This is a genomic window from Terribacillus saccharophilus (genome assembly GCF_000725365.1).
In the GTDB taxonomy this organism is placed as follows: Bacteria; Bacillota; Bacilli; order Bacillales; family Amphibacillaceae; genus Terribacillus; species Terribacillus saccharophilus.
On record NZ_CP008876.1, the window covers coordinates 709,010 to 734,560 of the forward strand.

21 protein-coding genes, 13 tRNA genes and 3 rRNA genes are annotated in these 25,551 nt (G+C 45.4%); 32 read left to right on the forward strand and 5 right to left on the reverse strand.

Translation table 11 applies throughout. The annotated features are described in order from the left end of the window. Positions 1-13: 13 nt before the first annotated feature. Positions 14-910, reverse strand: a complete 897-nt coding sequence (locus GZ22_RS03690) for a TIGR01777 family oxidoreductase (RefSeq protein ID WP_038558797.1) — start codon at positions 908-910, stop codon at positions 14-16. An 86-nt stretch (positions 911-996) separates the two neighbouring features. On the opposite strand from GZ22_RS03690, the gene recX reads away from it, so the two are divergent. Both recX and GZ22_RS03700 read left to right on the forward strand, forming a co-directional pair. Continuing rightward, positions 997-1,824, forward strand: a complete 828-nt coding sequence (gene recX / locus GZ22_RS03695; RefSeq protein WP_038558800.1) for a recombination regulator RecX — start codon at positions 997-999, stop codon at positions 1,822-1,824. 18 nt (positions 1,825-1,842) lie between these two features. Then, positions 1,843-2,172: a YfhH family protein gene (locus GZ22_RS03700; protein WP_038558802.1), complete on the forward strand. Its 330-nt coding sequence runs from the start codon at positions 1,843-1,845 to the stop codon at positions 2,170-2,172. 29 nt (positions 2,173-2,201) lie between these two features. On the opposite strand, the gene GZ22_RS18420 is transcribed toward GZ22_RS03700, so the two are convergent. Then, complete coding sequence (locus tag GZ22_RS18420; RefSeq protein WP_102706656.1) at positions 2,202-2,366, reverse strand: YpzG family protein; 165 nt, start codon at positions 2,364-2,366, stop codon at positions 2,202-2,204. Positions 2,367-2,470: 104 nt separating this feature from the next. On the opposite strand from GZ22_RS18420, the gene GZ22_RS03705 reads away from it, so the two are divergent. Beyond that, positions 2,471-2,734: a YfhJ family protein gene (locus GZ22_RS03705; protein WP_038558804.1), complete on the forward strand. Its 264-nt coding sequence runs from the start codon at positions 2,471-2,473 to the stop codon at positions 2,732-2,734. A gap of 27 nt (positions 2,735-2,761) precedes the next feature. On the opposite strand, the gene GZ22_RS03710 is transcribed toward GZ22_RS03705, so the two are convergent. Beyond that, complete coding sequence (locus GZ22_RS03710) at positions 2,762-3,757, reverse strand: metal-dependent hydrolase (protein ID WP_038558806.1); 996 nt, start codon at positions 3,755-3,757, stop codon at positions 2,762-2,764. A 72-nt stretch (positions 3,758-3,829) separates the two neighbouring features. Here GZ22_RS03710 and mutY point away from each other — a divergent pair, with 72 nt between their 5' ends. From mutY to GZ22_RS03730, 4 genes are all read left to right on the forward strand, one after another. Beyond that, a complete protein-coding gene (gene mutY / locus GZ22_RS03715) occupies positions 3,830-4,915 on the forward strand; it encodes an A/G-specific adenine glycosylase (RefSeq protein WP_038558808.1) in 1,086 nt (361 codons plus the stop codon). 74 nt (positions 4,916-4,989) lie between these two features. Beyond that, positions 4,990-5,235, forward strand: coding sequence for a gamma-type small acid-soluble spore protein (locus GZ22_RS03720; RefSeq protein WP_038558810.1), 246 nt, complete (start codon positions 4,990-4,992; stop codon positions 5,233-5,235). 183 nt (positions 5,236-5,418) lie between these two features. Beyond that, positions 5,419-5,946 carry a nucleoside tri-diphosphate phosphatase gene (ntdP, locus tag GZ22_RS03725; protein WP_038558812.1) on the forward strand — a complete coding sequence of 176 codons (528 nt, stop codon included), beginning with the start codon at positions 5,419-5,421 and terminating at the stop codon, positions 5,944-5,946. Positions 5,947-6,019: 73 nt separating this feature from the next. Further along, entirely contained in the window at positions 6,020-7,789 is a 1,770-nt protein-coding gene (locus GZ22_RS03730; protein ID WP_038558815.1) for an ABC transporter ATP-binding protein, read from the forward strand. A gap of 269 nt (positions 7,790-8,058) precedes the next feature. On the opposite strand, the gene GZ22_RS03735 is transcribed toward GZ22_RS03730, so the two are convergent. Both GZ22_RS03735 and GZ22_RS03740 read right to left on the reverse strand, forming a co-directional pair. Continuing rightward, complete coding sequence (locus GZ22_RS03735; RefSeq protein WP_051748009.1) at positions 8,059-9,126, reverse strand: FUSC family protein; 1,068 nt, start codon at positions 9,124-9,126, stop codon at positions 8,059-8,061. A 143-nt stretch (positions 9,127-9,269) separates the two neighbouring features. Next, positions 9,270-10,559: a glutamate-1-semialdehyde 2,1-aminomutase gene (locus GZ22_RS03740; RefSeq protein ID WP_038558821.1), complete on the reverse strand. Its 1,290-nt coding sequence runs from the start codon at positions 10,557-10,559 to the stop codon at positions 9,270-9,272. 247 nt (positions 10,560-10,806) lie between these two features. Here GZ22_RS03740 and GZ22_RS03745 point away from each other — a divergent pair, with 247 nt between their 5' ends. The 25 genes from GZ22_RS03745 (at position 10,807) to GZ22_RS03870 (ending at position 25,490) form a co-directional block, all read left to right on the forward strand. Then, the gene (locus tag GZ22_RS03745; RefSeq protein ID WP_051748010.1) at positions 10,807-11,232 is read left to right on the forward strand and encodes an ion channel; all 426 of its coding nucleotides are present in this window, start codon (positions 10,807-10,809) and stop codon (positions 11,230-11,232) included. 62 nt (positions 11,233-11,294) lie between these two features. Continuing rightward, positions 11,295-11,762: a thioredoxin-dependent thiol peroxidase gene (gene bcp, locus GZ22_RS03750; protein ID WP_038558824.1), complete on the forward strand. Its 468-nt coding sequence runs from the start codon at positions 11,295-11,297 to the stop codon at positions 11,760-11,762. A 74-nt stretch (positions 11,763-11,836) separates the two neighbouring features. Then, on the forward strand, positions 11,837-12,934 hold the full coding sequence (locus GZ22_RS03755; protein WP_038558827.1) for an aminopeptidase: 1,098 nt from the start codon (positions 11,837-11,839) through the stop codon (positions 12,932-12,934). Between the two features lie 180 nt (positions 12,935-13,114). Continuing rightward, positions 13,115-14,071 carry a D-2-hydroxyacid dehydrogenase gene (locus tag GZ22_RS03760; RefSeq protein ID WP_038558830.1) on the forward strand — a complete coding sequence of 319 codons (957 nt, stop codon included), beginning with the start codon at positions 13,115-13,117 and terminating at the stop codon, positions 14,069-14,071. After that, positions 14,071-14,616, forward strand: coding sequence for a cob(I)yrinic acid a,c-diamide adenosyltransferase (locus GZ22_RS03765; RefSeq protein ID WP_038558834.1), 546 nt, complete (start codon positions 14,071-14,073; stop codon positions 14,614-14,616). The genes GZ22_RS03760 and GZ22_RS03765 overlap by 1 nt, the downstream gene beginning before the upstream one ends. A gap of 120 nt (positions 14,617-14,736) precedes the next feature. Continuing rightward, entirely contained in the window at positions 14,737-15,180 is a 444-nt protein-coding gene (gene perR / locus GZ22_RS03770) for a peroxide-responsive transcriptional repressor PerR (RefSeq protein WP_038558837.1), read from the forward strand. Positions 15,181-15,322: 142 nt separating this feature from the next. Beyond that, positions 15,323-16,195 (forward strand): nucleotidyltransferase-like protein, encoded by an 873-nt coding sequence (locus GZ22_RS03775; protein ID WP_038558840.1) that lies wholly within the window; start codon positions 15,323-15,325, stop codon positions 16,193-16,195. Positions 16,196-16,588: 393 nt separating this feature from the next. Then, positions 16,589-18,153 (forward strand): 16S ribosomal RNA (locus GZ22_RS03780). Positions 18,154-18,331: 178 nt separating this feature from the next. Next, positions 18,332-21,257: ribosomal RNA gene (locus GZ22_RS03785) — 23S ribosomal RNA — on the forward strand. 235 nt (positions 21,258-21,492) lie between these two features. After that, a 5S ribosomal RNA gene (rrf, locus tag GZ22_RS03790) occupies positions 21,493-21,605 on the forward strand. The 16S, 23S and 5S rRNA genes sit together here with 13 tRNA genes alongside, the layout of an rRNA operon. Before the next feature lie 12 nt (positions 21,606-21,617). Next, positions 21,618-21,692 (forward strand) — tRNA-Asn (locus GZ22_RS03795). A 1-nt stretch (position 21,693) separates the two neighbouring features. Beyond that, positions 21,694-21,785 (forward strand) — tRNA-Ser (locus GZ22_RS03800). Between the two features lie 17 nt (positions 21,786-21,802). Continuing rightward, a tRNA-Glu gene (locus tag GZ22_RS03805) sits at positions 21,803-21,877 on the forward strand. 20 nt (positions 21,878-21,897) lie between these two features. Next, positions 21,898-21,973 (forward strand) — tRNA-Val (locus GZ22_RS03810). Positions 21,974-22,009: 36 nt separating this feature from the next. Continuing rightward, positions 22,010-22,084: transfer RNA gene (locus GZ22_RS03815), tRNA-Met, on the forward strand. 122 nt (positions 22,085-22,206) lie between these two features. After that, positions 22,207-22,283: transfer RNA gene (locus tag GZ22_RS03820), tRNA-Asp, on the forward strand. Between the two features lie 28 nt (positions 22,284-22,311). Further along, positions 22,312-22,384: transfer RNA gene (locus GZ22_RS03825), tRNA-Phe, on the forward strand. A gap of 8 nt (positions 22,385-22,392) precedes the next feature. Further along, positions 22,393-22,478, forward strand: a tRNA-Tyr gene (locus GZ22_RS03830). 1 nt (position 22,479) lies between these two features. Then, positions 22,480-22,553 (forward strand) — tRNA-Trp (locus GZ22_RS03835). Positions 22,554-22,569: 16 nt separating this feature from the next. After that, positions 22,570-22,642, forward strand: a tRNA-His gene (locus GZ22_RS03840). Between the two features lie 74 nt (positions 22,643-22,716). After that, positions 22,717-22,791 (forward strand) — tRNA-Gly (locus tag GZ22_RS03845). A 5-nt stretch (positions 22,792-22,796) separates the two neighbouring features. Then, positions 22,797-22,870, forward strand: a tRNA-Cys gene (locus GZ22_RS03850). Between the two features lie 15 nt (positions 22,871-22,885). Then, positions 22,886-22,967, forward strand: a tRNA-Leu gene (locus tag GZ22_RS03855). Between the two features lie 820 nt (positions 22,968-23,787). Beyond that, the gene (locus GZ22_RS03865) at positions 23,788-24,492 is read left to right on the forward strand and encodes a response regulator transcription factor (protein ID WP_038558844.1); all 705 of its coding nucleotides are present in this window, start codon (positions 23,788-23,790) and stop codon (positions 24,490-24,492) included. Next, positions 24,489-25,490 (forward strand): sensor histidine kinase, encoded by a 1,002-nt coding sequence (locus tag GZ22_RS03870; protein ID WP_038558846.1) that lies wholly within the window; start codon positions 24,489-24,491, stop codon positions 25,488-25,490. Before GZ22_RS03865 ends, GZ22_RS03870 begins: the two co-directional genes overlap by 4 nt. Positions 25,491-25,551: the final 61 nt, after the last annotated feature.

Here is a 25,551-nt window from a genome sequence, read left to right on the forward strand (position 1 = left end):
TTCATGCAGATGATTATAAGGCTTGTTCCAACGCTTCGGATAAGGCAGGGAATCGGAATTGATACCCGTTATCGAGAGCTTTTTTCGGATAGACACATTGTCCTTCAAGAACTAACGTGCTCATTTCGCCCAAAGCTTTCTGTATTACCGGAGCTGGTGCTGCAGTCCAATAAGGTCGATGCAGCGTCTTGGCTAGTGTCTTGCTGAAATCCTTATTCCGTCGCGGAGAGGGAGCAGTAATATTGAGTGGTCCTTTGATAGTATCCTGTTCAATTGCATAAGCAATCAACCCTGCTGCATCTTGGACATGAATCCAGGAAAGCCATTGCTCGCCGCTGCCTATCTTACCGCCTGCGAAATAACGGAAAGGCAGCTGCATGAGTGGAAGTGCTCCTTTATCACCTAAAACAATACCAAAGCGTGCAAGTACGGTCCGTATACCGAGGCTTTTTGCTTGCTTGGCGGTTTCTTCCCACTCATATGTTACGTCTGCCAGAAAATCCTGTCCGCGCTTTGTTGTATCTTCGGTGAAAGCATCTTGTTCGCTTGTACCGTAATAGCCGACAGCAGAACCGCTGACGAAAACTTTTGGCTTCTTCGACATTTTTCCGATCATATCGACTAGTGTTTCGGTAGCTTCCAAGCGGCTGCTTCTAATGTCTTCCTTTTTTTCCTTCGTCCACTTACCAAATAAACTGGTGCCAGCCAGGTTGACGACTGCATCAATCTCTGGAAGCTCAGAAAGCGGATCGAATCCTTTTTTTAGCCAGCCAATATAGGTGACTTGTTTTGTATCCAGTTTCTTCTCTGGTGATCGAGTAAGAATATACACATGATGTCCTTTCTCAATCAGTGTTTCTGATAGCTGCTTTCCGACAAAACCTGTTCCGCCGCTAATGACGATATTCATGACTGATTCCTCCTTTAATATTAGGTAAGCTAACAATTTTGTATGGTGTCATTTCGTGTTAAAATAAAGACACAGAGGTGTCGAATATGGTGAAAATCACGAAAATCACGACCCAAAAAAATAATATCGGGCGCTATAATATCTTTCTCGACAATGGTAAAGGTGAAAAATTTGGCTTCGGTCTCGATGAAGATGTCCTGATCACAAGCGGAATTACCAAAGGACAGGAAATATCCGAAGAAGCTTTGCAGTCCATTATCGAAAAAGATGCTGCACATAAGTGTTTTACCCTTGCTTTACAATATTTAAGCTACCGGATGCGCTCCAAAAAAGAAATAAAAACGTATTTGCTGAAGAAAGAGCAGAACCCGACGCATGTCGAAGAGACTCTGACCAGATTAGAGGAACAGGGATATACTGATGATGCCTCTTTTGCCGGTGCTTTTGTTCGGACAAAGGTAAATACGACAAGCAAAGGTCCGCTCGTCATTCGGAAGGAATTGCAGGAAAAAGGTATTACCGGGGCAGCTGCAGAACAAGCGATGACATATTACACTTTTGAAAAAGAGCTGGAGAAAGCGGTCAAGCTTGCCGGTTCGAAGCTGCAAACAAAAGCAAAGAAATCTCATCAAGAGAAAATTCAGCTTGCACAGCAGCAGCTGCTGTCGAAAGGCTTTTCAAGTGCAGCTGCTAAGGAAGCAGTGTCCTTGGCACTCTCGGATTCCGATCAGGATACAGATGCAGAGCTTGAGGCTGTCCGTTATCAGGGAGATAAGCTTTTACGCAAATATGCGCAAAAAGCGGAAGGCTACGAGCTTAATCAAAAAATTAAGATGGCACTTTATCGAAAGGGCTTCCCGATGGAACTGATTCAGAAGTATATTGAGGAAGCTAAGGAAAAAGACCTTTACTAGCGGAAAGCAGGTGCGATAATGCAATTACGTTACAGTGACTTGACAGTGGAGCAATTGAAGGAAGAAATGAAACAGCTGAAGATTCAACAGCAAAAAGCAGAGCAAATGGGGAACTTCAGTGAATATCAGATTTTGGAGCGTAAACGGCAGATGGCCAAAGCTTATACGATAAATCCTGATGAATTCAAACCAGGTGCGACGTATGAGATTAAGGGTGATCGAACGCATGTCTTTACGATTGATTATCTAAACGGTGTCTTTGCTTGGGGCTATCGAAGCCAAGGCAGTGAAAAAGGACAAGAGCTGGAAGCTTTGCCAATCAGTGTGCTTGGCAGGACAACTATGTAATTGCCTCGGCTGAAAAGCCGAGGTATATTTTATCTGCGGTAGTTCTTCACTGCTTGAGTGCGGATGATGATATCAGTCTGTGTTTGCTGTGTTTCTCCATTCACCTGGTTATTCGCATGCTTCGCTGAGCTGCGTGGGGATTGAATAACGGAATTGATGGTGCCTGTTTTAGAAAAACGATCAAACTTGGACATTTTATCTGCCTCCTCGAGCAAGAGTTGGATGCCCCGCAGTACTACTAGCTTGCTCTTATTTTTTACGAATATGTTGGGATTTTGATGGAAGGGAAGAAAGAAGAATGGAAAATAAATTCCGTGAGCTTGCTGCACTTTTGCAGGAGCAGAACGAACGATTGACAATAGATGAGGCCCGGACATGGGTTGAAATTCTTTGGGAGGATTTCGAGGCAACACGTGCAAAGGCCGGCCGTAAATATCAAGGTCAGGAAATGACAGAGGCGATTGTGCGTCAGTGGATTCAGCATTATGGTCCGCGATTGGATGAATTCCTCGACAGTAATTCGAAGTACCATCATTTATTCATGGAACGAAGAAAGCAATAAAAAACCTGGAGAAAAAATCTCCAGGTTTTATAATGCAGACGGATTGTCATCTGTAACCAGTTTACGCTGCAGCTTCTGTTCGGAGAAAATCCACCCGGTATAGGAGCTCATTATTTGATTATTATCATCGATTTGAACGACTGCTTTGAAAGGATAATGCTGTGCGCTATTATGGTAGCGAAGGTCAATCAGCCGCAACTCGGTGAAATCATCATACATGTTTACTTCCCATGTGAAAACAGGGGAGAAGCTGAGAAAGGCAGCAATATTCTTGTCTTCTCTGGCAACTTCTATCAGTTCATTATCTGGCAATGGCTTTCGTTCGAATTCGTCAATGATGCGAAGCTGCCAATTCTCTACTTTCCCGACATAAAAACGATCGGGAGCCGTAATGGCAACACGCCAAAATGCTTGTTTCATTGTCGGTGAAGTAGCGATGATTTGAGCATCGGGTATTTTTTCTTTCACTTGTTTGATGATTCGTCGCTTATCCAAGTAACGCTTCACATAGTACAGAACAAGGATTGCGTAAATAACGGCAAATGTAGGACCGGGTTCCAAGCCGATTAGCCAAAGCACGATACCAATCGCATTCATCGCGAAGATGAATGGATCAAATGTGTTAATGAAGCCGTAAGCTACCCAGCGTCTGGTGAATGGCCGGTACGCCTGTGTTCCGTAAGCGTTGAATACATCGACAAACACGTGCAGCACAACGGCCCCGAATGTCCAAAGCCATAAATGCAGGAAGTTAATTTCTGGTACTAACACGTACAGCAGCAAGGAAATCGCGAGTCCCCATAATATGACAGCGGGGATTGAATGCGTAATTCCCCGGTGGTTTCGTAAATAAGAAGCATTGTTGCGTAATTTCAATACTGTATCAAAGTCGGGTGCCTGTGAACCAAGGATCGTGCCAGCAAGTACTGCATTGAACAATACAGGATCTTGGTGAACAGCAGGATCGAGTGTGGCAAGCCCTCCTAGGGCTATTCCCATTACGATATGGGTACCAGTGTCCATCTTAATGTCCTCCTTCTGATGAAACAAAACCACCTAATACTTTTAATATTGTAACACGGAGCGTGAGTGAATTTGCAATTAGACGATCTACATGTTAAGTTTCAGCATTTTTCTATAGATTTATTTCAAAATGATTTAATTAATTGGTTCCAGCAGGAAAAACGTACTCTTCCTTGGCGAGAAAATCAGGATCCTTACCGAATCTGGGTGTCAGAAATCATGCTCCAGCAGACGAAGGTGGATACAGTAATACCCTACTTTCATCGTTTTATGGAACGCTTTCCGACAATCCAGGCATTGGCCGAAGCGGATGAGCAGGACGTTTTAAAAGCGTGGGAAGGCTTAGGATACTATTCCCGAGCTCGGAATCTTCAAACCGCTGTACGTGAGGTCTCAGAGACTTACGGTGGCAAGGTGCCTGATAATGTGGAAGAGCTTGGTAAGCTTAAGGGTGTTGGGCCTTATACAAAGGGGGCCATACTTAGCATAGCTTACGGGATTCCGCAGCCGGCAGTCGATGGAAATGTTATGCGGGTACTATCCAGAATTTTGTTAATAACCGAAGACATCGCCAAGCCGAAAGCAAGAAAAATATTCGAGGCGGCAGTCGAGGAAATGATTTCACATAGCAATCCTTCTGCATTCAACCAAGGATTAATGGAACTTGGTGCACTTATTTGTACACCGAAAAAGCCCGCGTGTTTATTATGTCCGGTGCAGTCGCATTGTACAGCATTCGAGCAAGGATTGCAGGAGGAACTACCGATCAAATCAAAAGGCAAGAAGCAGAAAACAATGCCATACCTTTCAGTTGTTGTGGAAAATGAACAAGGTGAGATCCTTATCGAAAAAAGGCCGGAGTTCGGCTTATTGGCGAATTTATGGCAATTCCCGATGGCAGATGCGACGGAGGTTTCGTTAGAGCAGCTTGCATATTGGTTCCAACTTGAATATGGAATTGATATAAAACTTGAAGAAACTCTGCAGCCTGTTCGGCACATATTTTCTCATATCATTTGGGAGATGATTGTTCTGCGTGCAAAAACAAGCGATAAAGAAGCGGAGAAGGGCAGATTCGTTAATTTTACAGATATAGATGATTATCCATTTCCGGTTCCGCATCAGAAAATTCTGCAGCAAATTCACATACCAGAATAAACCAATATCTTTTTTATCTTTTTTGGATAACAACGTCACATTCGGGAGAAAGTAATGTGGCGGAGGTGATAACGATGAACAAAAAGACACAATCTGGTACTGATGTAAACCACGTAAAACAACAAAACCAGAAGTCCCGTCAAGGCGGTTCCAGCCAACAATACGGTACTGAGTTTGCTTCTGAAACAGACGTACAGCAAGTACAGAAGCAAAACCAGAAGTCCCGTCAAGGTGGTTCTAGCCAACAATACGGTACTGAATTTGCTTCTGAAACAGACGTACAGCAAGTTCAGCAGCAAAATCAACAGTCCCGCAAGTAAAAAGACGGACATCGTCCGAACTGTTACTTTCGTATGAAAAGAGCCCTTCAGCACTCGCTGGAGGGCTCTTTTATCTTTGCTTGGGCAACTATCAGCGTTTTTCATTTCCATTGTGTCTGAAATATCTTTATAATATAAAGAAACCATCTTACATAGGACAATAACAAAGGAAGGAAGATTCGCATGGCTGGCCCAGAGGCAGGAACGAAAATTCAGATACACAGCTATAAGCATAACGGCCAGCTCCATCGGGTATGGGAAAGCAGCACAGTATTGAAGAGTACGGCAGAAATCCTGATTGGTGCCAATGATCGGACGATGGTCACGGAAAGCGACGGACGGACGTGGATCACGCGCGAACCAGCCATTGTTTATTTTCATGCGAAGTACTGGTTCAATATTATCGGTATGCTGCGTACAGACGGCATTTATTACTATTGTAATATCAGCTCCCCGTATGTTTATGATGGGGAAGCGCTAAAGTATATCGATTATGATCTGGATATCAAGATCTATCCTGATATGACATTTACGCTGCTGGATGAAGATGAATTCAATGTACACAAGCGCCAGATGAATTATCCACCCGAAATCGAACGAATCCTGTGGAACCAGGTCGATATTCTGATCAGCTGGATCAGGCAAGGAAAAGGACCGTTTTCACCCGATTTCATCGATACATGGTATGAGCTGTTCCTAACCTACAGATAAATAACATAAGCTATGAATCCTTGCCGGAAGCGGCAGGGATTTATCATTGTGCACAACAGAGAGGTGATATGTGTTGAGCAGTACAAAACGGTATTTACAATTTGTAAAGCCGTATAAATGGAAAATTATATTTACGATTCTGATTGGTATCGTTAAATTCGCAATACCTTTATTGATTCCATTGATTTTAGGTTATGTAGTCGATCATGTCGTCAATGCAGATTTATCTACGGCTGATAAAGTGAATCGGCTGTTGTGGTTGCTTGGCAGCGCCTTGATTGTCTTTCTCATCGTGCGTCCGCCGATTGAGTACTATCGTCAATATCTGGCGCAATGGACAGGAAACCGGGTGCTCTATGATATCCGGAATCAGCTGTTTGATCACATTCAGCGCCTGAGCCTCCGCTATTATTCTCAAACAAAAACCGGGGAAATTATTTCTCGTGTCATCAATGACGTTGAACAGACAAAAAACTTCATTATGACAGGTTTGATGAATGTATGGCTGGATTTGGCTACGATTGTCATTGCGGTGGGTATCATGTTCACGATGGATGTGTCACTTACATTGGTGGCAATTGTCTTGTTTCCGGTTTATGGTGTGGCAATCAAGTATTTCTATGAGCGTCTCCGCAGTCTGACAAGGCAACGTTCTCAGGCCTTGGCAGAAGTGCAGGGGCATCTGCATGAACGGGTACAGGGTATCCCTGTTACGCGAAGCTTTGCGCTTGAGGAATATGAACAAAAGCAGTTTGATACGCAAAACCGTAATTTTCTTGATAGCGCCATTCAGCATACAACCTGGAACGCCAAAACTTTTGCGGTAACGAATACGATAACAGACTTGGCACCGCTGCTCGTTATTGGATATGCTGCATATGAAGTTATCCAAGGTAATCTTACTTTAGGAACGATGGTTGCCTTCGCAGGCTTTATGGACCGTGTTTACAGCCCGCTTCGCCGACTGGTGAACTCTTCTACGACGCTGACGCAAGCAGTCGCATCAATGGATCGGGTCTTCGAATTTATTGATGAAAAATATGATATTGAAGATAAACCAGCAGCAGCGAAGCTGACAAAGGTTGATGGACATGTATCTTTTGAAAATGTTTCCTTCCGTTATGGTGAAGGTGAAGAGCTTGTGCTTAAGGATATTTCGCTAGATGTGAAGCAAGGGGAAACAATCGCTTTTGTCGGAATGAGCGGTGGCGGTAAATCAACAATTGTCAGTCTTATTCCGCGGTTTTATGATGTGACGGATGGACGTATAACGATTGACGGGACAGATATCCGTGATGTTCAGTCACGTTCTTTACGAGATAAAATCGGGATGGTGCTGCAGGATAATATTCTGTTCAGTGAGTCGGTCGAGATGAATATCAAACTTGGAAGACCTGAGGCAACACATGAGGAAGTAGTGGCTGCAGCAAAAGCAGCCAATGCCCATGACTTTATCGAGCATCTAACCGAAGGATACGAAACACTTGTAGGTGAGCGCGGTGTTAAGCTATCCGGCGGACAAAAGCAACGTATTGCTATCGCGCGTATCTTCTTGAAAAATCCGCCTATACTCATCCTTGATGAAGCGACATCTGCACTGGATCTGGAGAGCGAGCATTTGATCCAGGAAGCATTGGAGAAACTTGCATCAGATCGGACTACATTTATCGTTGCCCATCGATTGGCAACAATTACACATGCAGACCGAATTGTCGTCGTGCAGGATGGACAGATTGTAGAGCAAGGATCTCACGTTGATCTGATGACACTACAAGGTAATTACTTTAACCTTTATCAGATACAGCATCTGGATGAGGATTCAGGTACATTAAGTACAACTTAAAAAAGGATAGATGGACAGGTGGATTCCTGCTCATCTATCCTTTTTTGTGTTGATTCTTTGAAGATTAAGTTAATGAGCTCTGAGAGAAAATAGTTCTACGGCCTCAGCCTCCTCATGGAAAAACACCACTACGGGGTCTTCGGCGCGTGCTGTTCCCTTAAGAGGCTCCGTATTCTGCCTACGCTATATAGCATATCTCCAAATAGAAAACCCGAACTAACGTATTTACGTTACTGTTCGGGTTTTCATCTGGCTAAAGTCCCAGCCACTTATTCCTTTGGCATAACTACCGTAGAATCCTCGTTATGGTATTTCAGGTAGCTGTTTAATAGTCGCTTCAGTCTGTCTAGTTCTCTGTGATATTCCATCAGACGAGAAGCAAGCGGAAGGAAGAGCATTTTCTCTTCGTTTTCTTTGTTTTCGAATACATGGATAAGCAGATCGACAAGTGCGGGGATATCCGGATCGAGCGTTTCGCGGAAATTACTGTCTTCCTGCTGATGCTTGATGCGTCCCATTGCACTCAGAATGAGCTTTTCATGCGACATGATCGCTTTATCGAGTTCTTCTACGAATGTGTCGCTTGAGCGTGTCGGAAGCTCTGTCATCTTGTCACCGAGATCATAAACTTCTTGCAAAATACCGTGTGATTGCTTCAGGGTCGTGATGAGCTGACGGAAAACGACTAGTTTCCGAGCCTTCACGAGTTTTTGTTTTTTTGTGTATGTTCGTTCTTCTGTGAAACGGATATAGATATCGTCTATTTTCTGGATTTCCGATTCTATCCTGGCTATTTCGTCTTTCAGTGCCGGCTGGTCGGACCAACTGCGGGTCGCAACACGGAGCCATTGCAGAATTTCGGTACTAAATTGATCAATCTTCTGCAGCAGAACGACTTCATACTTAGGAGGCAGAAAAACCAGGTTCACGAAGAAAGCGGACAGAATACCTAATGTCAGTGTCGAGAATCGCAGCAGTGCGAAAGGAAGAAAATCCATATCGCTCGTATTTTCCATTACTGAAACGAGTGACACGATCGCAATAACACTTTCCCGTATTTTCAGGCTTACGCATAGTCCAATTGTCAGGATGGCGGAAACACCAATGATGATCGGTTCGGTTCCGAATGTATAGAACATTGTAATGGCAACGACCAGACCAACTACATTTCCCTTCACCTGATCCATGAGTCCGATATAAGATTGATAAACGGACTGCCGCATTGAAAAGGCAGCTCCGATTGCAGCGAATACAGGCGCTAAGCCAAGTAATGTTGCTGCATATAAGGCAAGTGTGATTGCCACGCCAGTTTTTAGCATTCTGGCACCAAGTTTCATAGTCTTGGATCCTCCGTTCTTTCCTTGAAAAACTATTCTATATGATGTTACACGAATGCTCATAGATAATAAAGTATTTACTGAAGAAAATTTTTAGACCAAAAAAGGCATCAGCGAAAGTGCTGATGCCTTTAAGCATACCCTTATTTCATCTGTTCAAAGCTTGTTTTCACAGCTTCAAGTGTACGATCAATATCTTCTTCTGTATGAGCTGTCGTAATGAACCATGCTTCATATTTGGAAGGAGCCAAGTTAATGCCCTGTTCCAGCATAAGCCGGAAGAATTGAGCAAACTTTTCGCCGTCGGAGGCAGAAGCTTGTACATAATTTTTTACTTTCTCATCAGTAAAGTATACAGCAAGTGCACCTTTCAAACGATTGACAGTAATTGTTACGCCTGCATCTTTAGCATGCTGCAAGATACCAGCTTCTAATTTTGCACCGAGCTCTTCGAAGCGATCATATACTCCTGGCTGCTGAAGCACTTCCAAACAAGCGATACCTGCTGCCATACTGGCAGGGTTTCCGGCCATTGTTCCAGCTTGATAAGCAGGACCGAGTGGAGCTACCTGATCCATAATTTCTTTCTTACCGCCGTAAGCACCGATCGGCAGACCGCCACCTATAATTTTACCCATTGCTGTCAGATCCGGCTCAACACCGAGAAGCTGCTGGGCACTGCCGTATGTGAAACGAAATGCAGTAATGACTTCATCGTAAATGACAAGTGCTCCCTTAGCGTGCGCGTATTCATTTACTTTCTCGAGGAATCCTGGCTCCGGCGTTACGATACCGAAGTTTCCAACAATCGGTTCAACGAGAATACCTGCAATTTGGTCGCCCCATTTTTCCAAAGCGTCATACAATGCTTGCGGGTCATTGAATGGAACTGTAATCATATCTGCTGCGATTGAAGCTGGAACACCAGCGGAGTCAGGAGTACCTAATGTGGATGGACCTGAACCTGCTTCTACTAGTACTGGGTCGGAGTGACCGTGATAACAGCCGGCAAATTTGATCAGTTTATTGCGGCCGGTATAGGCGCGAGCAACTCGGATCGTCGTCATGACTGCCTCTGTACCAGAGTTAGTGAAACGGACTTTATGCAAGGAAGGAATAGCTTCCTTCAGCATTTGAGCAAATTGGTTTTCCAGGCGCGTCGGTGTTCCGTACAATACACCATTTTGAGCTGCTTTCGTAATAGCCTCTGTAATATGAGGATGTGCGTGTCCAGTAATGATAGGGCCGTATGCAGCAAGAAAGTCAATGTACTTATTACCATCTACGTCCCAGAAATAAGCTCCTTCTGCTTTTTCCATATAAACTGGAGAACCACCGCCGACTGCTTTAAAAGAGCGTGATGGGGAATTTACGCCACCGACGATATGTTCCTGTGCTTCTTTATGTAATTGTTCTGATTTGGTCTTGTTCATGTAGGTAAACCTCCGTAAATTTCTCTTATCCAGTATAGCATATGCACAACAAGCCATCGAAAAAAGCGTCTTGCTGCACATAGTCGGGACATGCCGCTCGTAAACTAATAACTAAATAGGAAAGTGGAGAAAGTCGTTTAGGGACATAAGGATAAGAAAGGAAGCCCAGAGCGGTGTCCTTCCCGTGCAGGGATTCATTGCTTATCCTCTAGTTCCTGACTTTTGCAGCTGGACCGGAGGGATGGACATGGTGTTTGTATTGGTAATAGTGATATTTTTTGCCCTGATCGGCTGTATGTATTCCTTTTTCAAACATGAGGTAAAAGACACCTCAATATTTTCCGTTGATTTGTTCTTATCTTTGTTATTTCTATATATAAGTGTCATGCTCGCTTTCGGCTTGATTTATTTCATTCTGTCGATCGAAGGCATCGTGCTTGCAGAAGGAGGCGACTTGATAGATTCATCTCTTGCGGGTTCCTTGATGCACTCCATCTATTTCAGTGGCGTTACGTTACTCACTGTCGGCTACGGTGATATTCTGCCTGTAGGAGTCGGACGATTCCTAGCATTAATAGAGGCGTTGATTGGATACCTGCTGCCGTCAGGACTCGTATTAAAGGTATGGCAGCATACAGTTGTGAGGCAGAAGATGAAAGGGGAAGGAGATTAGTTGTGCTCCTTGCGTAAATCGGATAGGCTAAGAATATATCAGAAACTAGAGGAGGCCTATTCATGACAACTGAAATTGGCAAAGCAGCACCTAGCTTCACATTACCTGCAACGAACGGTGAAATCGTATCGCTGCAGGACTTCAAAGGGAAAAATATCGTTCTTTATTTCTATCCAAAAGATAATACACCAGGCTGTACGACAGAAGCATGCAGCTTCCGTGATAACCATGATAAATTCACTGACTTGAATGCAGTTATCATCGGAGTTAGCCCTGACCCGGTTGAAAGCCATGAGAAATTCATGAATAAATTCGATCTGCCATTTCTTTTACTTGCAGACGTAGACCACGCTGTTGCGGAAGATTACGAATGCTGGAAGCTAAAAAAGAATTTTGGTAAAGAGTATTACGGAATTGAACGCTCTACTTTCATTATTGATAAAGAAGGGAATCTCCAGAAGGAATTCCGCAAAGTGAAAGTGGATGGCCATACAGAAGAAGCGCTGGAGTTCATCCGGGAAAACCTGTAACAAAATCTGCGATCCGATGTACATACATTGGATCGCTTTTTTTGTTATTATGGAAATTAAAGGGAGTTGATACTGTGAAAGATCCACGTCTGAAAAAGCTGGCCAAGCTGCTTTTGTCACATAGTTTAAAGCTTTGTGAAAAAGAGAAGGTGATGATAAGTGCTGCTCCATCCAGTAAACCGCTTGTGAAGGAAATCCAGAAGGAAGCATATGCACTGGGTGTGATTCCATTTATACTTTGGCAAGATGAGGAAAGTGATCGGATAATGTTGGAGCATGCTCCAGATGAACAGTTCCGGTTACATGATAAATGGTTGCTGGAGCAATTCAAAGATATGGATGCTTTGATTGCGATTCGTGGAGAAGAAAATGATGCGGAGTTTAGCAGCATTCCAAGTGATCAGTTCGTTAAGCGCGGTAAACTGTTGAAGCCTTCTGATGATTATTTATACGCAAACCTGAGATGGGTCCTGTTTGAATATCCGACACCAGGAGCGGCGCAGAAGGCCAAAATGAATTTTGATCAATTTTACGATTATGTACTTGATGTAAGTACGGTCGACTATGATGCAATGCATCAAGCGCAGCAGCCATTAAAAGATTTGATGGAGAGGACAGACCGAGTTCGTATTGTCGGTCCTGGCACAGATATTGCATTTTCTATAAAAGACATTCCTGCAGTCATTTGTGCGGGCACGCATAATGTGCCGGATGGAGAAGTTTACACCGCTCCTGTAAAAGACAGTGTGAATGGTACGATTACATATAATACGCCAAGCCCTTATCAGGGGGTTGTCCACCAGAATGTATCTCTAACATTTAAAGACGGGAAAATTGTCGAGGCTGTTTCGAATTATACGGATAAACTGAATGAGGTGCTGGATACGGATGAAGGGGCTCGTTACATTGGTGAGTTCGCATTAGGCCTGAATCCTGTGATCAAGGAGTCAATGGGGAATATCCTTTTTGATGAAAAGATCTCAGGTAGTCTGCATTTCACACCAGGGGATTCTTATGATGAAACCGAAAATGGCAACAGCTCTTCTGTGCATTGGGATATGGTCCTTATTCAGCGTCCGGAATATGGCGGCGGAGAGGTTTATTTCGATGATGTTCTTATTCGCAAGGACGGATTATTTGTGCTGGAAGAACTGAAAGGACTTAATCCGTGACAAGCGCATATACCGGAGGCGGATCGTGCGCATATAGTACACTATGAAACCTCCCCTACATGAAAATTGGCTCAGGCGTTTACCGTCTGGGCTTTTTTTATGTAGGATGTCGCTTTTCGTGTGGAATGGAAAAGGGTTATAGTAGAAGAAGGCAAACAAACTTTCTTGGAGGGGATACATATGCAAGTATTAGTTGCGGTGAAATTAGATCAGAAAATGAAACAGCATTTTGAAAGCTCTTATCCAGGTGTGACATTCCACTTCAGTTCCTCAAAGGAAGAAACAGAGAAGCTGGTGAAGGATGCAGACGTTTTGGTTACTGGCGGAACTGGAGCAGATGAAGCATCACTCCGTACAGCAGATAAATTGAAGTGGATCATGGTAATTTCAGCAGGAGTCGATTACTTGCCGCTGGATATTATCGCGGAGAAAGGTATCATGCTGACAAACGCAAATGGTATCCATCGTATCCAGATGGCGGAATATGCGATTTCGTCCATCCTTGCAGTTGCCCGCAACGAACGCGCTTTTTTGAAGAAGCAGGAAGAGCACGTATGGGATAAGGATATAATGATAGATGAAATCACAGCGAAAAAACTAGTCGTTGTTGGAGCGGGTGCTATTGGCCAGGAAGTGGCGCGTTTAGGTAAAGCGTTCCGTATGCATACAATCGGCGTTAGCCGCAGTGGATCTCCAAAAGACCATTTTGATGAAGTATATAAACAAACTGATATCGAAACAGTTTTACCTCATGCGGATTACCTGATTTCCATCCTTCCAAGTACGAAAGAAACGAAGTACTTCTATAAAGAGAAACATTTTAATCTTATGCCGAAGCATGCAGTATTCCTCAACATGGGGCGCGGTGATGCGGTAGCTACGGATGTTTTACTGAATGCGCTGAATAAGGAGCAAATAAAAGCAGTAGTATTGGATGTCTTCGAGGAAGAGCCGCTTCCGGAAGATCACCCATTCTGGGATCACGAAAGAGTTATACTAACTCCACATATGGCCGGCAAAACTCCTTATTACACAGAACGAGCAATGGATGTTTTTGAAAAAAACTTAGATATATATACAAATGAAGAAGCTGAGAAGCAATATATAAATAAAATCGATTTAGACAGAGGATACTAATGAAGATTTATACCAAAACCGGAGATAAGGGAGAGACGTCTCTTATCTATGGATCACGAGTCCCGAAAGATCACCCTCGAGTAGAAGCTTATGGGACATTGGATGAAGCGAATGCAGCAATTGGGACAGCTGTTAGTCTTTTGACTGCAGAAAACGATGCTTTTAAAGAATCATTGCAACGAGTTCAGACGCTGCTGTTCCATGCAGGAGCAGAACTTGCAACACCTGCTGAAAAGGAAGTGCAATGGAAATTAAAGCCGAAGCACACACATGATATAGAGGCTGACATCGATCGATGGACATCAGAACTTCCGTTGCTGAAGCAGTTTATTCTGCCAGGAGGCTGTCCGAGTGCGGCTGCCTTGCATCAGGCACGCACAATTGTACGACGCTCCGAAAGATTGATCGTTTCCATAACGGAGGAGTATCGTAACGATGAAGTATTACGGTTTATCAATCGTTTGTCAGACTATCTTTTCGTTGCGGCTAGGTATGCAAATCTTCTTCATGAGACAGAAGAGGTACTGCTCGTCCCGGATATTTGAGGGAAACGATGGTTTTTTATTGACAAGATAAGGGAGACCCCTTTACAATTTAGAAGAAGTATAATGTAATAATAGTCATCGTTTAGACAAATGTCTTATTTACAAGTGAAAGCGAGGTGCATGACGGTGTCTGAACAGAGATTACAAGCAGCAGTGGAGCGATTAAAAGAATCTGGCGTCAGAATAACACCACAGCGTCATGCGGTGCTTGAGTTCTTGCTGAATTCCAAGATCCATCCTACCGCTGATGATATATATCGAGCGCTAGAGGATAAGTTTCCGAATATGAGCGTAGCGACGGTCTACAATAATCTTCGTGTGTTCCGTGAAAACGGGTTGGTGCGGGAGTTGACCTATGGAGATTCTTCCAGCCGTTTCGATTGTGATACAGAAGAACATTACCACTTGATTTGCGATCAATGTGGCAAGATTGTCGATTTCCATTACCCAAGCCTTTATGAAGTAGAGAAGCTCGCTGCCCAGGTTACAAACTTCGATGTGACCCATCATCGTTTGGAATTATACGGGACGTGCCCGGATTGTCAGCAAACAACCAAGCATTAACCTCAGCGGATTTCTTCTATAGATAGAAAAGCCTTTATCACATAGTGATGAAGGTTTTTCTTTTGTCAGGTAAAAAAGGATTTTGAAGAAATATGTTGAATTACTACTAAAATATATAGATTTATATTGCGGAGGGATCGCCTTGGAGAACATTCTTCGTCCGATTTATCAGGAACGTGCAAGTATGCCGAATACATTGGGTATCATCTTAGTGGAAAAGACGAGACCGGTGAGCCCGACAACAGATAACTTCGATATGATTCTGCTGGTAATTGTTAAACACTCAGAAGAACCATGGTTTACGAAACACTATAGTTATGAAGGGAAAATAGCGGCAATGCATATTGTCGAAGAGACGCTCCTTCATTATTGGATAGATACGAGTACATATCGGCGGGCAGTCGAATGGATCTTCGAGGGGAAAGTCGTCTTTGATCGGAATGAATATATCGACAATCTGAAAAGGGAACTGGCAAGTTTTCCTTATGAAAAGCGCAAGCTGAAAATGACAATTGAATTTGCGAAGCTTATTCGTTCTTATGCAGAAACGAAGGATCTCCATGACAGCGGTCAATATCTTGATGCCTATACGCGGATGGTACGGTGCCTGCATTACTTGGCGCGGCTGTCTATTATTGAAAAAGGACATCATCCGGAAGTCACCGTCTGGAATCAGGTGCGTAGAATAGATTCGGAAGTATATAAGCTTTGTGAAGAATTCATTCAAAGTAAGGAAGAAACAGACCAGCGTGTACAGCTTATGCTCCTTGCCGTCAATGTTGCAATCAATGCCAGATCGCACTCTGCTGCTGAGCATCTTCTTCGTGTCATGCGCATGAAGGATGGAGCCTGGACCTTCGGAGAACTAAAAAACAGACCGGAAGTGGAAGCATATGCGGCTGATTTGAGTGCTCTTCTTAATTATTTGGAGGAAAAGGAGATCATTGAAGCAGTGCTGACAGAAACAAAAGGCAAGGCTTTATATCATCGGGAGTATCGAATCAAAGAATTATGATAAATAATGTGAGAGGACAGTCGTTGTTATAATTCATGCTGTCCTCCCAGAAAAGCCAATGTTGATATGGTATTAGGATAGCTACTATGGTAAGCTGATCTGGCTGTATTCAGCGTATTTGAATGGAACAAAGATTTTTATAAAAAAACTGTTGACGAGGGTTTGAAGTGCGTGTTATATTTATATGCGTCGCCAGGGAGCAACAACGGCTGACAAATAAGAAATAAAAAAACATGTTGACAACGAAAGTTAAAACATGATATGATGTTCTAGTCGCCAAATGAGCGGCAGAACGAAATTGATCTTTGAAAACTGAACAAAACAACCAATTACGAATTAAACGACAAGATCGTAAGATCAACGTCAGCTCTAACGAGCAAAAGCATCAAAACTTTCATGGAGAGTTTGATCTTGGCTCAGGACGAACGCTGGCGGCGTGCCTAATACATGCAAGTCGAGCGCAGGAAACCAGATGACCCCTTCGGGGTGATTCTGGTGGAATGAGCGGCGGACGGGTGAGTAACACGTGGGCAACCTGCCTGTAAGACTGGGATAACTTCGGGAAACCGGAGCTAATACCGGATAGTATTTCCTTTCTCCTGATTGGAAATGGAAAGACGGTTTCGGCTGTCACTTACAGATGGGCCCGCGGTGCATTAGCTAGTTGGTGGGGTAATGGCCCACCAAGGCGACGATGCATAGCCGACCTGAGAGGGTGATCGGCCACACTGGGACTGAGACACGGCCCAGACTCCTACGGGAGGCAGCAGTAGGGAATCTTCCGCAATGGACGAAAGTCTGACGGAGCAACGCCGCGTGAGCGATGAAGGCCTTCGGGTCGTAAAGCTCTGTTGTTAGGGAAGAACAAGTACGAGAGTAACTGCTCGTACCTTGACGGTACCTAACCAGAAAGCCCCGGCTAACTACGTGCCAGCAGCCGCGGTAATACGTAGGGGGCAAGCGTTGTCCGGAATTATTGGGCGTAAAGGGCTCGTAGGCGGTTTCTTAAGTCTGATGTGAAAGCCCACAGCTCAACTGTGGAGGGTCATTGGAAACTGGGGAACTTGAGTGCAGAAGAGGAGAGTGGAATTCCACGTGTAGCGGTGAAATGCGTAGATATGTGGAGGAACACCAGTGGCGAAGGCGACTCTCTGGTCTGTAACTGACGCTGAGGAGCGAAAGCGTGGGGAGCAAACAGGATTAGATACCCTGGTAGTCCACGCCGTAAACGATGAGTGCTAGGTGTTAGGGGGTTTCCGCCCCTTAGTGCTGAAGTTAACGCATTAAGCACTCCGCCTGGGGAGTACGGCCGCAAGGCTGAAACTCAAAAGAATTGACGGGGGCCCGCACAAGCGGTGGAGCATGTGGTTTAATTCGAAGCAACGCGAAGAACCTTACCAGGTCTTGACATCCGCTGACAATCTTGGAGACAAGACGTTCCCTTCGGGGACAGCGTGACAGGTGGTGCATGGTTGTCGTCAGCTCGTGTCGTGAGATGTTGGGTTAAGTCCCGCAACGAGCGCAACCCTTGATTCTAGTTGCCAGCATTAAGTTGGGCACTTCTACGAGTGACTGCCGGTGACAAACCGGAGGAAGGTGGGGATGACGTCAAATCATCATGCCCCTTATGACCTGGGCTACACACGTGCTACAATGGATGGTACAAAGGGCAGCAAAGTCGCGAGGCTAAGCAAATCCCATAAAACCATTCTCAGTTCGGATTGCAGGCTGCAACTCGCCTGCATGAAGCCGGAATCGCTAGTAATCGCGGATCAGCATGCCGCGGTGAATACGTTCCCGGGCCTTGTACACACCGCCCGTCACACCACGAGAGTTGGTAACACCCGAAGTCGGTGAGGTAACCTTTTAGGAGCCAGCCGCCGAAGGTGGGATCAATGATTGGGGTGAAGTCGTAACAAGGTAGCCGTATCGGAAGGTGCGGCTGGATCACCTCCTTTCTAAGGATAATTGGAACTACTACTTCGTAGTAGATATCGTGATTGGTTGTTTGTTCAGTTTTGAGAGATCAATCTCTCTTGTGAACCTCGAAAACTAGATAAGAAACAACAATGCCAAAACATCAAACTTTAAAGCCGACAATTATTGTCGCGATTTATAGATTTATCATGCGTTATTAGTTAAGTGAAGAAGGGCGCACGGTGGATGCCTTGGCACTAGGAGCCGATGAAGGACGGGACTAACACCGATATGCTTCGGGGAGCTGTAAGTAAGCTTTGATCCGAAGATTTCCGAATGGGGGAACCCGCTATCCGTTATTGGATAGTACGTATTACTGAATACATAGGTAATACGAGGCAGACCCGGGGAACTGAAACATCTCATTACCCGGAGGAAGAGAAAGCAAATGCGATTTCCTGAGTAGCGGCGAGCGAAACGGAATTAGCCCAAACCAGAAGGCTTGCCTTCTGGGGTTGTAGGACACTCCTTTGGAGTTACAAAGAAACCATATAGACGAAGCGGCTTGGAATGGCCCGCCATAGAAGGTAAGAGCCCTGTACTTGAAATGTGGTTTCCTCCGGAGTGTATCCTGAGTACGGCGGAACACGTGAAATTCCGTCGGAATCCGGGAGGACCATCTCCCAAGGCTAAATACTCCCTAGTGACCGATAGTGAACCAGTACCGTGAGGGAAAGGTGAAAAGCACCCCGGAAGGGGAGTGAAATAGATCCTGAAACCGTGTGCCTACAAGTAGTCGAAGCCCGTTAATGGGTGACGGCGTACCTTTTGTAGAATGGACCGGCGAGTTACGATCCCCTGCAAGGTTAAGTTGTATAGACGGAGCCGCAGCGAAAGCGAGTCTGAATAGGGCGATATAGTAGGTGGTCGTAGACCCGAAACCGTGTGATCTACCCATGTCCAGGGTGAAGGTCAGGTAACACTGACTGGAGGCCCGAACCCACGCACGTTGAAAAGTGCGGGGATGAGGTGTGGGTAGGGGTGAAATGCCAATCGAACACGGAGATAGCTGGTTCTCTCCGAAATAGCTTTAGGGCTAGCCTCAAAGGATGATGGTTGGAGGTAGAGCACTGATTGGACTAGGGGCCCTCATCGGGTTACCGAATTCAGTCAAACTCCGAATGCCAATCAATCTACTTTGGGAGTCAGACCATGGGTGATAAGGTTCATGGTCGAAAGGGAAACAGCCCAGACCGCCAGCTAAGGTCCCAAAGTGTGTGTTAAGTGGAAAAGGATGTGGCGTTGCTTAGACAACCAGGATGTTGGCTTAGAAGCAGCCATCATTGAAAGAGTGCGTAATAGCTCACTGGTCGAGTGACGCTGCGCCGAAAATATACCGGGGCTAAACACACCACCGAAGCTGCGGATTGACATCTACGATGTCAGTGGTAGGAGAGCGTTCTAAGGGCAGTGAAGGTCGATCGTGAGGACGGCTGGAGCGCTTAGAAGTGAGAATGCCGGTATGAGTAGCGAAAAAAGAGTGAGAATCTCTTTCATCGAAAGCCCAAGGTTTCCTGAGGAAGGCTCGTCCGCTCAGGGTTAGTCGGGGCCTAAGCCGAGGCCGAAAGGCGTAGGCGATGGACAACAGGTTGATATTCCTGTACCACCTAAATCCGCTTGAACGATGGGGGGACGCAGGAGGATAAGGAAAGCGCGCTGCTGGTTATGCGCGTCCAAGCCGTGAGGAAGTTGAGCAGGCAAATCCACTCAACACTAATTCCAGGCGGTTATGGGGAGGGAAATTTAGTACCGAAGTTCCTGATTTCACACTGCCAAGAAAAGCCTCTAGTGAGGAAATAGGTGCCCGTACCGCAAACCGACACAGGTAGGCACGGTGAGTAACCGAAGATGATCGGGAGAACTCTCGTTAAGGAACTCGGCAAAATGACCCCGTAACTTCGGGAGAAGGGGTGCTTCTTTTAAGGAGAAGCCGCAGTGAAAAGGCCCAAGCGACTGTTTAGCAAAAACACAGGTCTCTGCAAAGCCGTAAGGCGAAGTATAGGGGCTGACACCTGCCCGGTGCTGGAAGGTTAAGGGGAATGGTTAGGGACTTCGTCCCGAAGCTGTGAACCGAAGCCCCAGTAAACGGCGGCCGTAACTATAACGGTCCTAAGGTAGCGAAATTCCTTGTCGGGTAAGTTCCGACCCGCACGAAAGGTGCAACGACTTGGGCACTGTCTCAACGAGAGACCCGGTGAAATTATACTATGCGTGAAGATGCGCATTACCCGCGACAGGACGGAAAGACCCCGTGGAGCTTTACTGTAGCCTGATATGGAATGTTGGTACAGCTTGTACAGGATAGGTGGGAGCCTTAGAAGCCGGAGCGCTAGCTTCGGTGGAGGCATCCGTGGGATACCACCCTGGCTGTATTGACATTCTAACCCAGAACCGTTATCCGGTTCGGAGACAGTGTCAGGTGGGCAGTTTGACTGGGGCGGTCGCCTCCCAAAGAGTAACGGAGGCGCCCAAAGGTTCCCTCAGAATGGTTGGAAATCATTCGTAGCGTGCAAAGGCAGAAGGGAGCTTGACTGCGAGACCTACAAGTCGAGCAGGGACGAAAGTCGGGCTTAGTGATCCGGCGGTGCCGTATGGAAGGGCCGTCGCTCAACGGATAAAAGCTACCCCGGGGATAACAGGCTTATCTCCCCCAAGAGTCCACATCGACGGGGAGGTTTGGCACCTCGATGTCGGCTCATCGCATCCTGGGGCTGTAGTCGGTCCCAAGGGTTGGGCTGTTCGCCCATTAAAGCGGTACGCGAGCTGGGTTCAGAACGTCGTGAGACAGTTCGGTCCCTATCCGTCGTGGGCGTTAGAAGTTTGAGAGGAGCTGTCCTTAGTACGAGAGGACCGGGATGGACGCACCGCTGGTGCACCAGTTGTTCCGCCAGGAGCATAGCTGGGTAGCTACGTGCGGAAGGGATAAGTGCTGAAAGCATCTAAGCATGAAGCCCCCCTCAAGATGAGACTTCTCATCATTTTAAATGAGTAAGATCCCTCAGAGACGATGAGGTAGATAGGTTCGAGGTGGAAGCGTGGTGACACGTGCAGCTGACGAATACTAATCGATCGAGGACTTAACTAAAAACGAAAAGCGCAAAAGGCCGTTTAGAAACGAAAGGATAAGTAAGAGGCCGTAAAGGGGTAATTTCCCTTGAAGGGCTATTGCTTATACTGCAGTTTCTGGCCTTTGGAGCTGGATCTGACTAGTAAGTCAACGCCAAAGGCCAAGCACTCCGGTGCTTGGCCGCATGAGATGTCTGGCAAGACATGTTTCTTATCTAGTTTTGAGGGTTCATTCAAATTGAATTCTTGAATTGTCTGGTGGTAATAGCGAAGAGGTCACACCTGTTCCCATGCCGAACACAGTAGTTAAGCTCTTCAGCGCCGATGGTAGTTGGGTTCGCCCTGCGAGAGTAGGACGTTGCCAGGCAATTCTGATTATTCCACAGTAGCTCAGTGGTAGAGCTATCGGCTGTTAACCGATCGGTCGCAGGTTCGAATCCTGCCTGTGGAGCCACGGAGAGCTGTCCGAGTGGCCGAAGGAGCACGATTGGAAATCGTGTAGGCTGCTAACGCGGTCTCGAGGGTTCGAATCCCTCGCTCTCCGCCATCACACTTTACATAAATGGCCCGTTGGTCAAGCGGTTAAGACACCGCCCTTTCACGGCGGTATCACGGGTTCGAATCCCGTACGGGTCACCATTTATTTTCAAGACCAATCCGGAGGATTAGCTCAGCTGGGAGAGCATCTGCCTTACAAGCAGAGGGTCGGCGGTTCGAGCCCGTCATCCTCCACCATCTTTATCTAGTTTCATAGAAAATACCTTTTATTATCGCGGGGTGGAGCAGGGGTAGCTCGTCGGGCTCATAACCCGAAGGTCGCAGGTTCAAATCCTGCCCCCGCAACCAAATCATTTCACTTACTACGTTGAAATCCTTCTTAGCTAGTGAAAAATGGTAGTACCCGAAGGTGCAACCAATTTTTAAATCATGGTGCACGAAGTGTGCAATCATATTGTTTCTCTTAAAGTGGTCCGGTAGTTCAGTTGGTTAGAATGCCTGCCTGTCACGCAGGAGGTCGCGGGTTCGAGTCCCGTCCGGACCGCCACTTTTTACAACATTGTATGTTACATAATGGCTCGGTAGCTCAGTCGGTAGAGCAACGGACTGAAAATCCGTGTGTCGGCGGTTCGATTCCGTCCCGAGCCACTCTCATCGGAGGGATAGCGAAGTTGGCCAAACGCGGCGGACTGTAAATCCGCTCCCATCGGGTTCGTAGGTTCGAGTCCTACTCCCTCCACCATAGGGGTATAGTTCAATGGTAGAGCAACGGTCTCCAAAACCGTAAATGTGGGTTCAAATCCTGCTACCCCTGCCATAACATATTCATCATGGCGGTCGTGGCGAAGGGGTTAACGCACCGGATTGTGGCTCCGGCATTCGTGGGTTCGATTCCCATCGATCGCCCTCTATATAGCTTTAGGCTATAGCCAAGTAAACAGGCTGGGATTCCTATGGAATCCCTAAAGCCTAACTTGTATGCGGAAGTAGTTCAGTGGTAGAACATCACCTTGCCAAGGTGGGGGTCGCGGGTTCGAATCCCGTCTTCCGCTCCAATATTGGCGGCATAGCCAAGTGGTAAGGCAAAGGTCTGCAACACCTTGATCACCGGTTCAAATCCGGTTGCCGCCTCCATAATATTTTTAATGTGCCGGTGTGGCGGAATTGGCAGACGCGCACGACTCAAAATCGTGTTCCGCAAGGAGTGCCGGTTCGACCCCGGCCACCGGTATCACACAAATCATCGTATTGCCAAGCGATGAGAAGGACTTCAGGAATACTGAAGTCCTTTTTTTATGTTATTGTAAGGTATTCTGAAAAGCTGATTACAATACTGTAACCCCCTTAAATGTTGAACAACATCATTTAGGGGTATTTTTTTATCTTAAAAGTTAATAAAGCATTTAAATTAGTAAACTTTAATAGAAATCCTCCTGTTTCATTAGGTATCAGCTACCAGAAGGCTATCAAGTCGAGGTTGGCGCAGCTGGTCTGTCATTCCCCACCGTTATGGGGTTTGAATGATGATGGTTCGATATTCATATTGGTAGGAGGCAGTACGTGGCCGATACGTCCAACGCTGCCACCAAGAATTTTAAAGATGGATCCTGATGGCAATATCGAGGTTTTGGTATACCAGCTGAAAAAGGTGAGAAAATTAAAGGGAAGCTTTGGTGCAAAACTGGTTTATGGCGTTTTAAACCGGATGGAAGTGATGTTGAGCTGCTTGCTTGGGGTTTGCGTAATCCTTATGAGCTGGAGTTTAATGAGGATGGCGAGCTGTACGCTTCGGATAATTGTATGAAGGAACAAGGATAGCGTGGAGTAGCTGGTGATCTGAATAGAATTTGGCATATAAAGGCAGTGCCGTGTTAAACACAGCGAAGTGGAATAGGAATTATCACATTACATAATAAATCTCAGCAAATGCTTGATTCTAACAAAATGTTAGAGTCTTTTTTTTACAGGAGAGGTCAATTCATTAGAGGTGACATTAGTTAAGATTCAGATGGTAAAATTAAGCTAAACAAACAGCTGGGGAGAAATAATTTATGGACAAGATTATGATTGTGGAAGATGACATAAAAATTGCAGAATACTTAGGTTCCCATATAGAAAAGTATGGATATGAAGTGACTATTGCTGCGGATTTTGAAAAGATTATGGATGCGTTCCTCGATGTACAGCCTAAGCTTATTTTACTGGATATCAACTTACCTAGTTTTGATGGCTATTATTGGTGCCGACAAATCAGGAAAGTGTCGATTTGCCCGGTAATATTCATTTCTGCGCGGACTGGTGAGATGGATCAAGTTATGGCGATTGAAAATGGCGGGGATGATTTTATCACAAAGCCATTTAATCCAGATATTGTCATGGCGAAAATCAGAAGCCAGATGCGGCGTGCTTATGGGGAGTATGCAGTAAAGTTAGAGGAAAGAGTGCTTATTCAGGAAGGGTTACACTTTTATCCTGAACGATTGGAGCTGCGCTTTCGGAATGAATCAACGCAACTGACAAAAAAAGAAACGGACATTGTCGAAAGTTTACTGGAGCGTTATCCGCGAGTTGCTGGCAGGCAGGATCTATTAGCGAAATTATGGGATGATCAAGCCTATGTGGATGAGAATACCTTAAATGTAAATATAGCTCGTGTTCGGAATAAGTTCCAGGAATTAGGGATTGAAGATGCTGTTGAAACGGTCAGGGGAGCGGGCTATCGACTGCGTATTACATGGAAAGAGGATAAAGCATGAAATTATTCCTTCGCGAGCATGTGCTGCTTATTATGTTCCAACTCACTCAGTGTGTGATGGTTCCGATTTTATTTTGGCTGGATGGCTACCGAGATGTTGGGGTTAGTGTATACGCCTTCTTCCTGTCATTGCTTTTAATATCCGCATTCCTTTGTTATCGGTATTTTAGCCGGAGGAATTTCTATTATAGATTACAGCATTCACTTACATCACTCGATCAATCGTTAGAGACGACCGAACGTGCGCCTATTTCAGAAGCACTTGATCAGTTGCTTGCAGCTCAGTTTCGTTTATATCAAGAAGAACTGCTAAAAGGAGAAGACAGACAGGACGAGCATCTGTTATTTATGGATCGTTGGGTTCATCAAATGAAAACGCCGCTTTCTGTTATTGAATTAACGGCACAAACACTAGATGAACCAGAATCATCCAGCATTCGGGAGGAAACAGACCGAATGCGGGAGGGCTTGAATACAGTTCTCTATTTAGCAAGACTTCGGACTATTACAGAAGATTTTCATATTAAGCCTGTTGTCCTTTCCAAGCTGATTCACGAAGTCAATCAAGAAAACAAGCGATTTTACATTCGTAATGAAGTATTTCCTGTATTGAAGGAAGAGAAAGCAGGAGCAATCGTGGAAACGGATGAAAAGTGGCTTTTCTTCCTGTTAGCACAGCTGGTACATAATGCTGTCAAATACTCTGCTGGAAAATCAAATCAACTTGTTCTGTCTCTTTATGAAAGATCAGGTGAATTAGTGCTGGAAGTGAAGGACTTTGGAGTGGGTGTTCCAGTTGTGGACCGGAAACGTATCTTTAATAAATTTTATACTGGCGAAAATGGCAGGAAATATCGGGAGTCTACCGGTATGGGCTTGTATTTGGTAAAAGAAGTCGCTGACAAGCTGGAGCACGGCCTGGAGATGGATTCCACCGTAGGAGAGGGTACAACTTTCCGGATCATATTTTCCAAAACACAAAACCTTACATCAATGTAAGATTCGTGAAAGCATAATCGATAGTAGGACATGTACTGCTCAGGCTATGCTTAGATTAAGC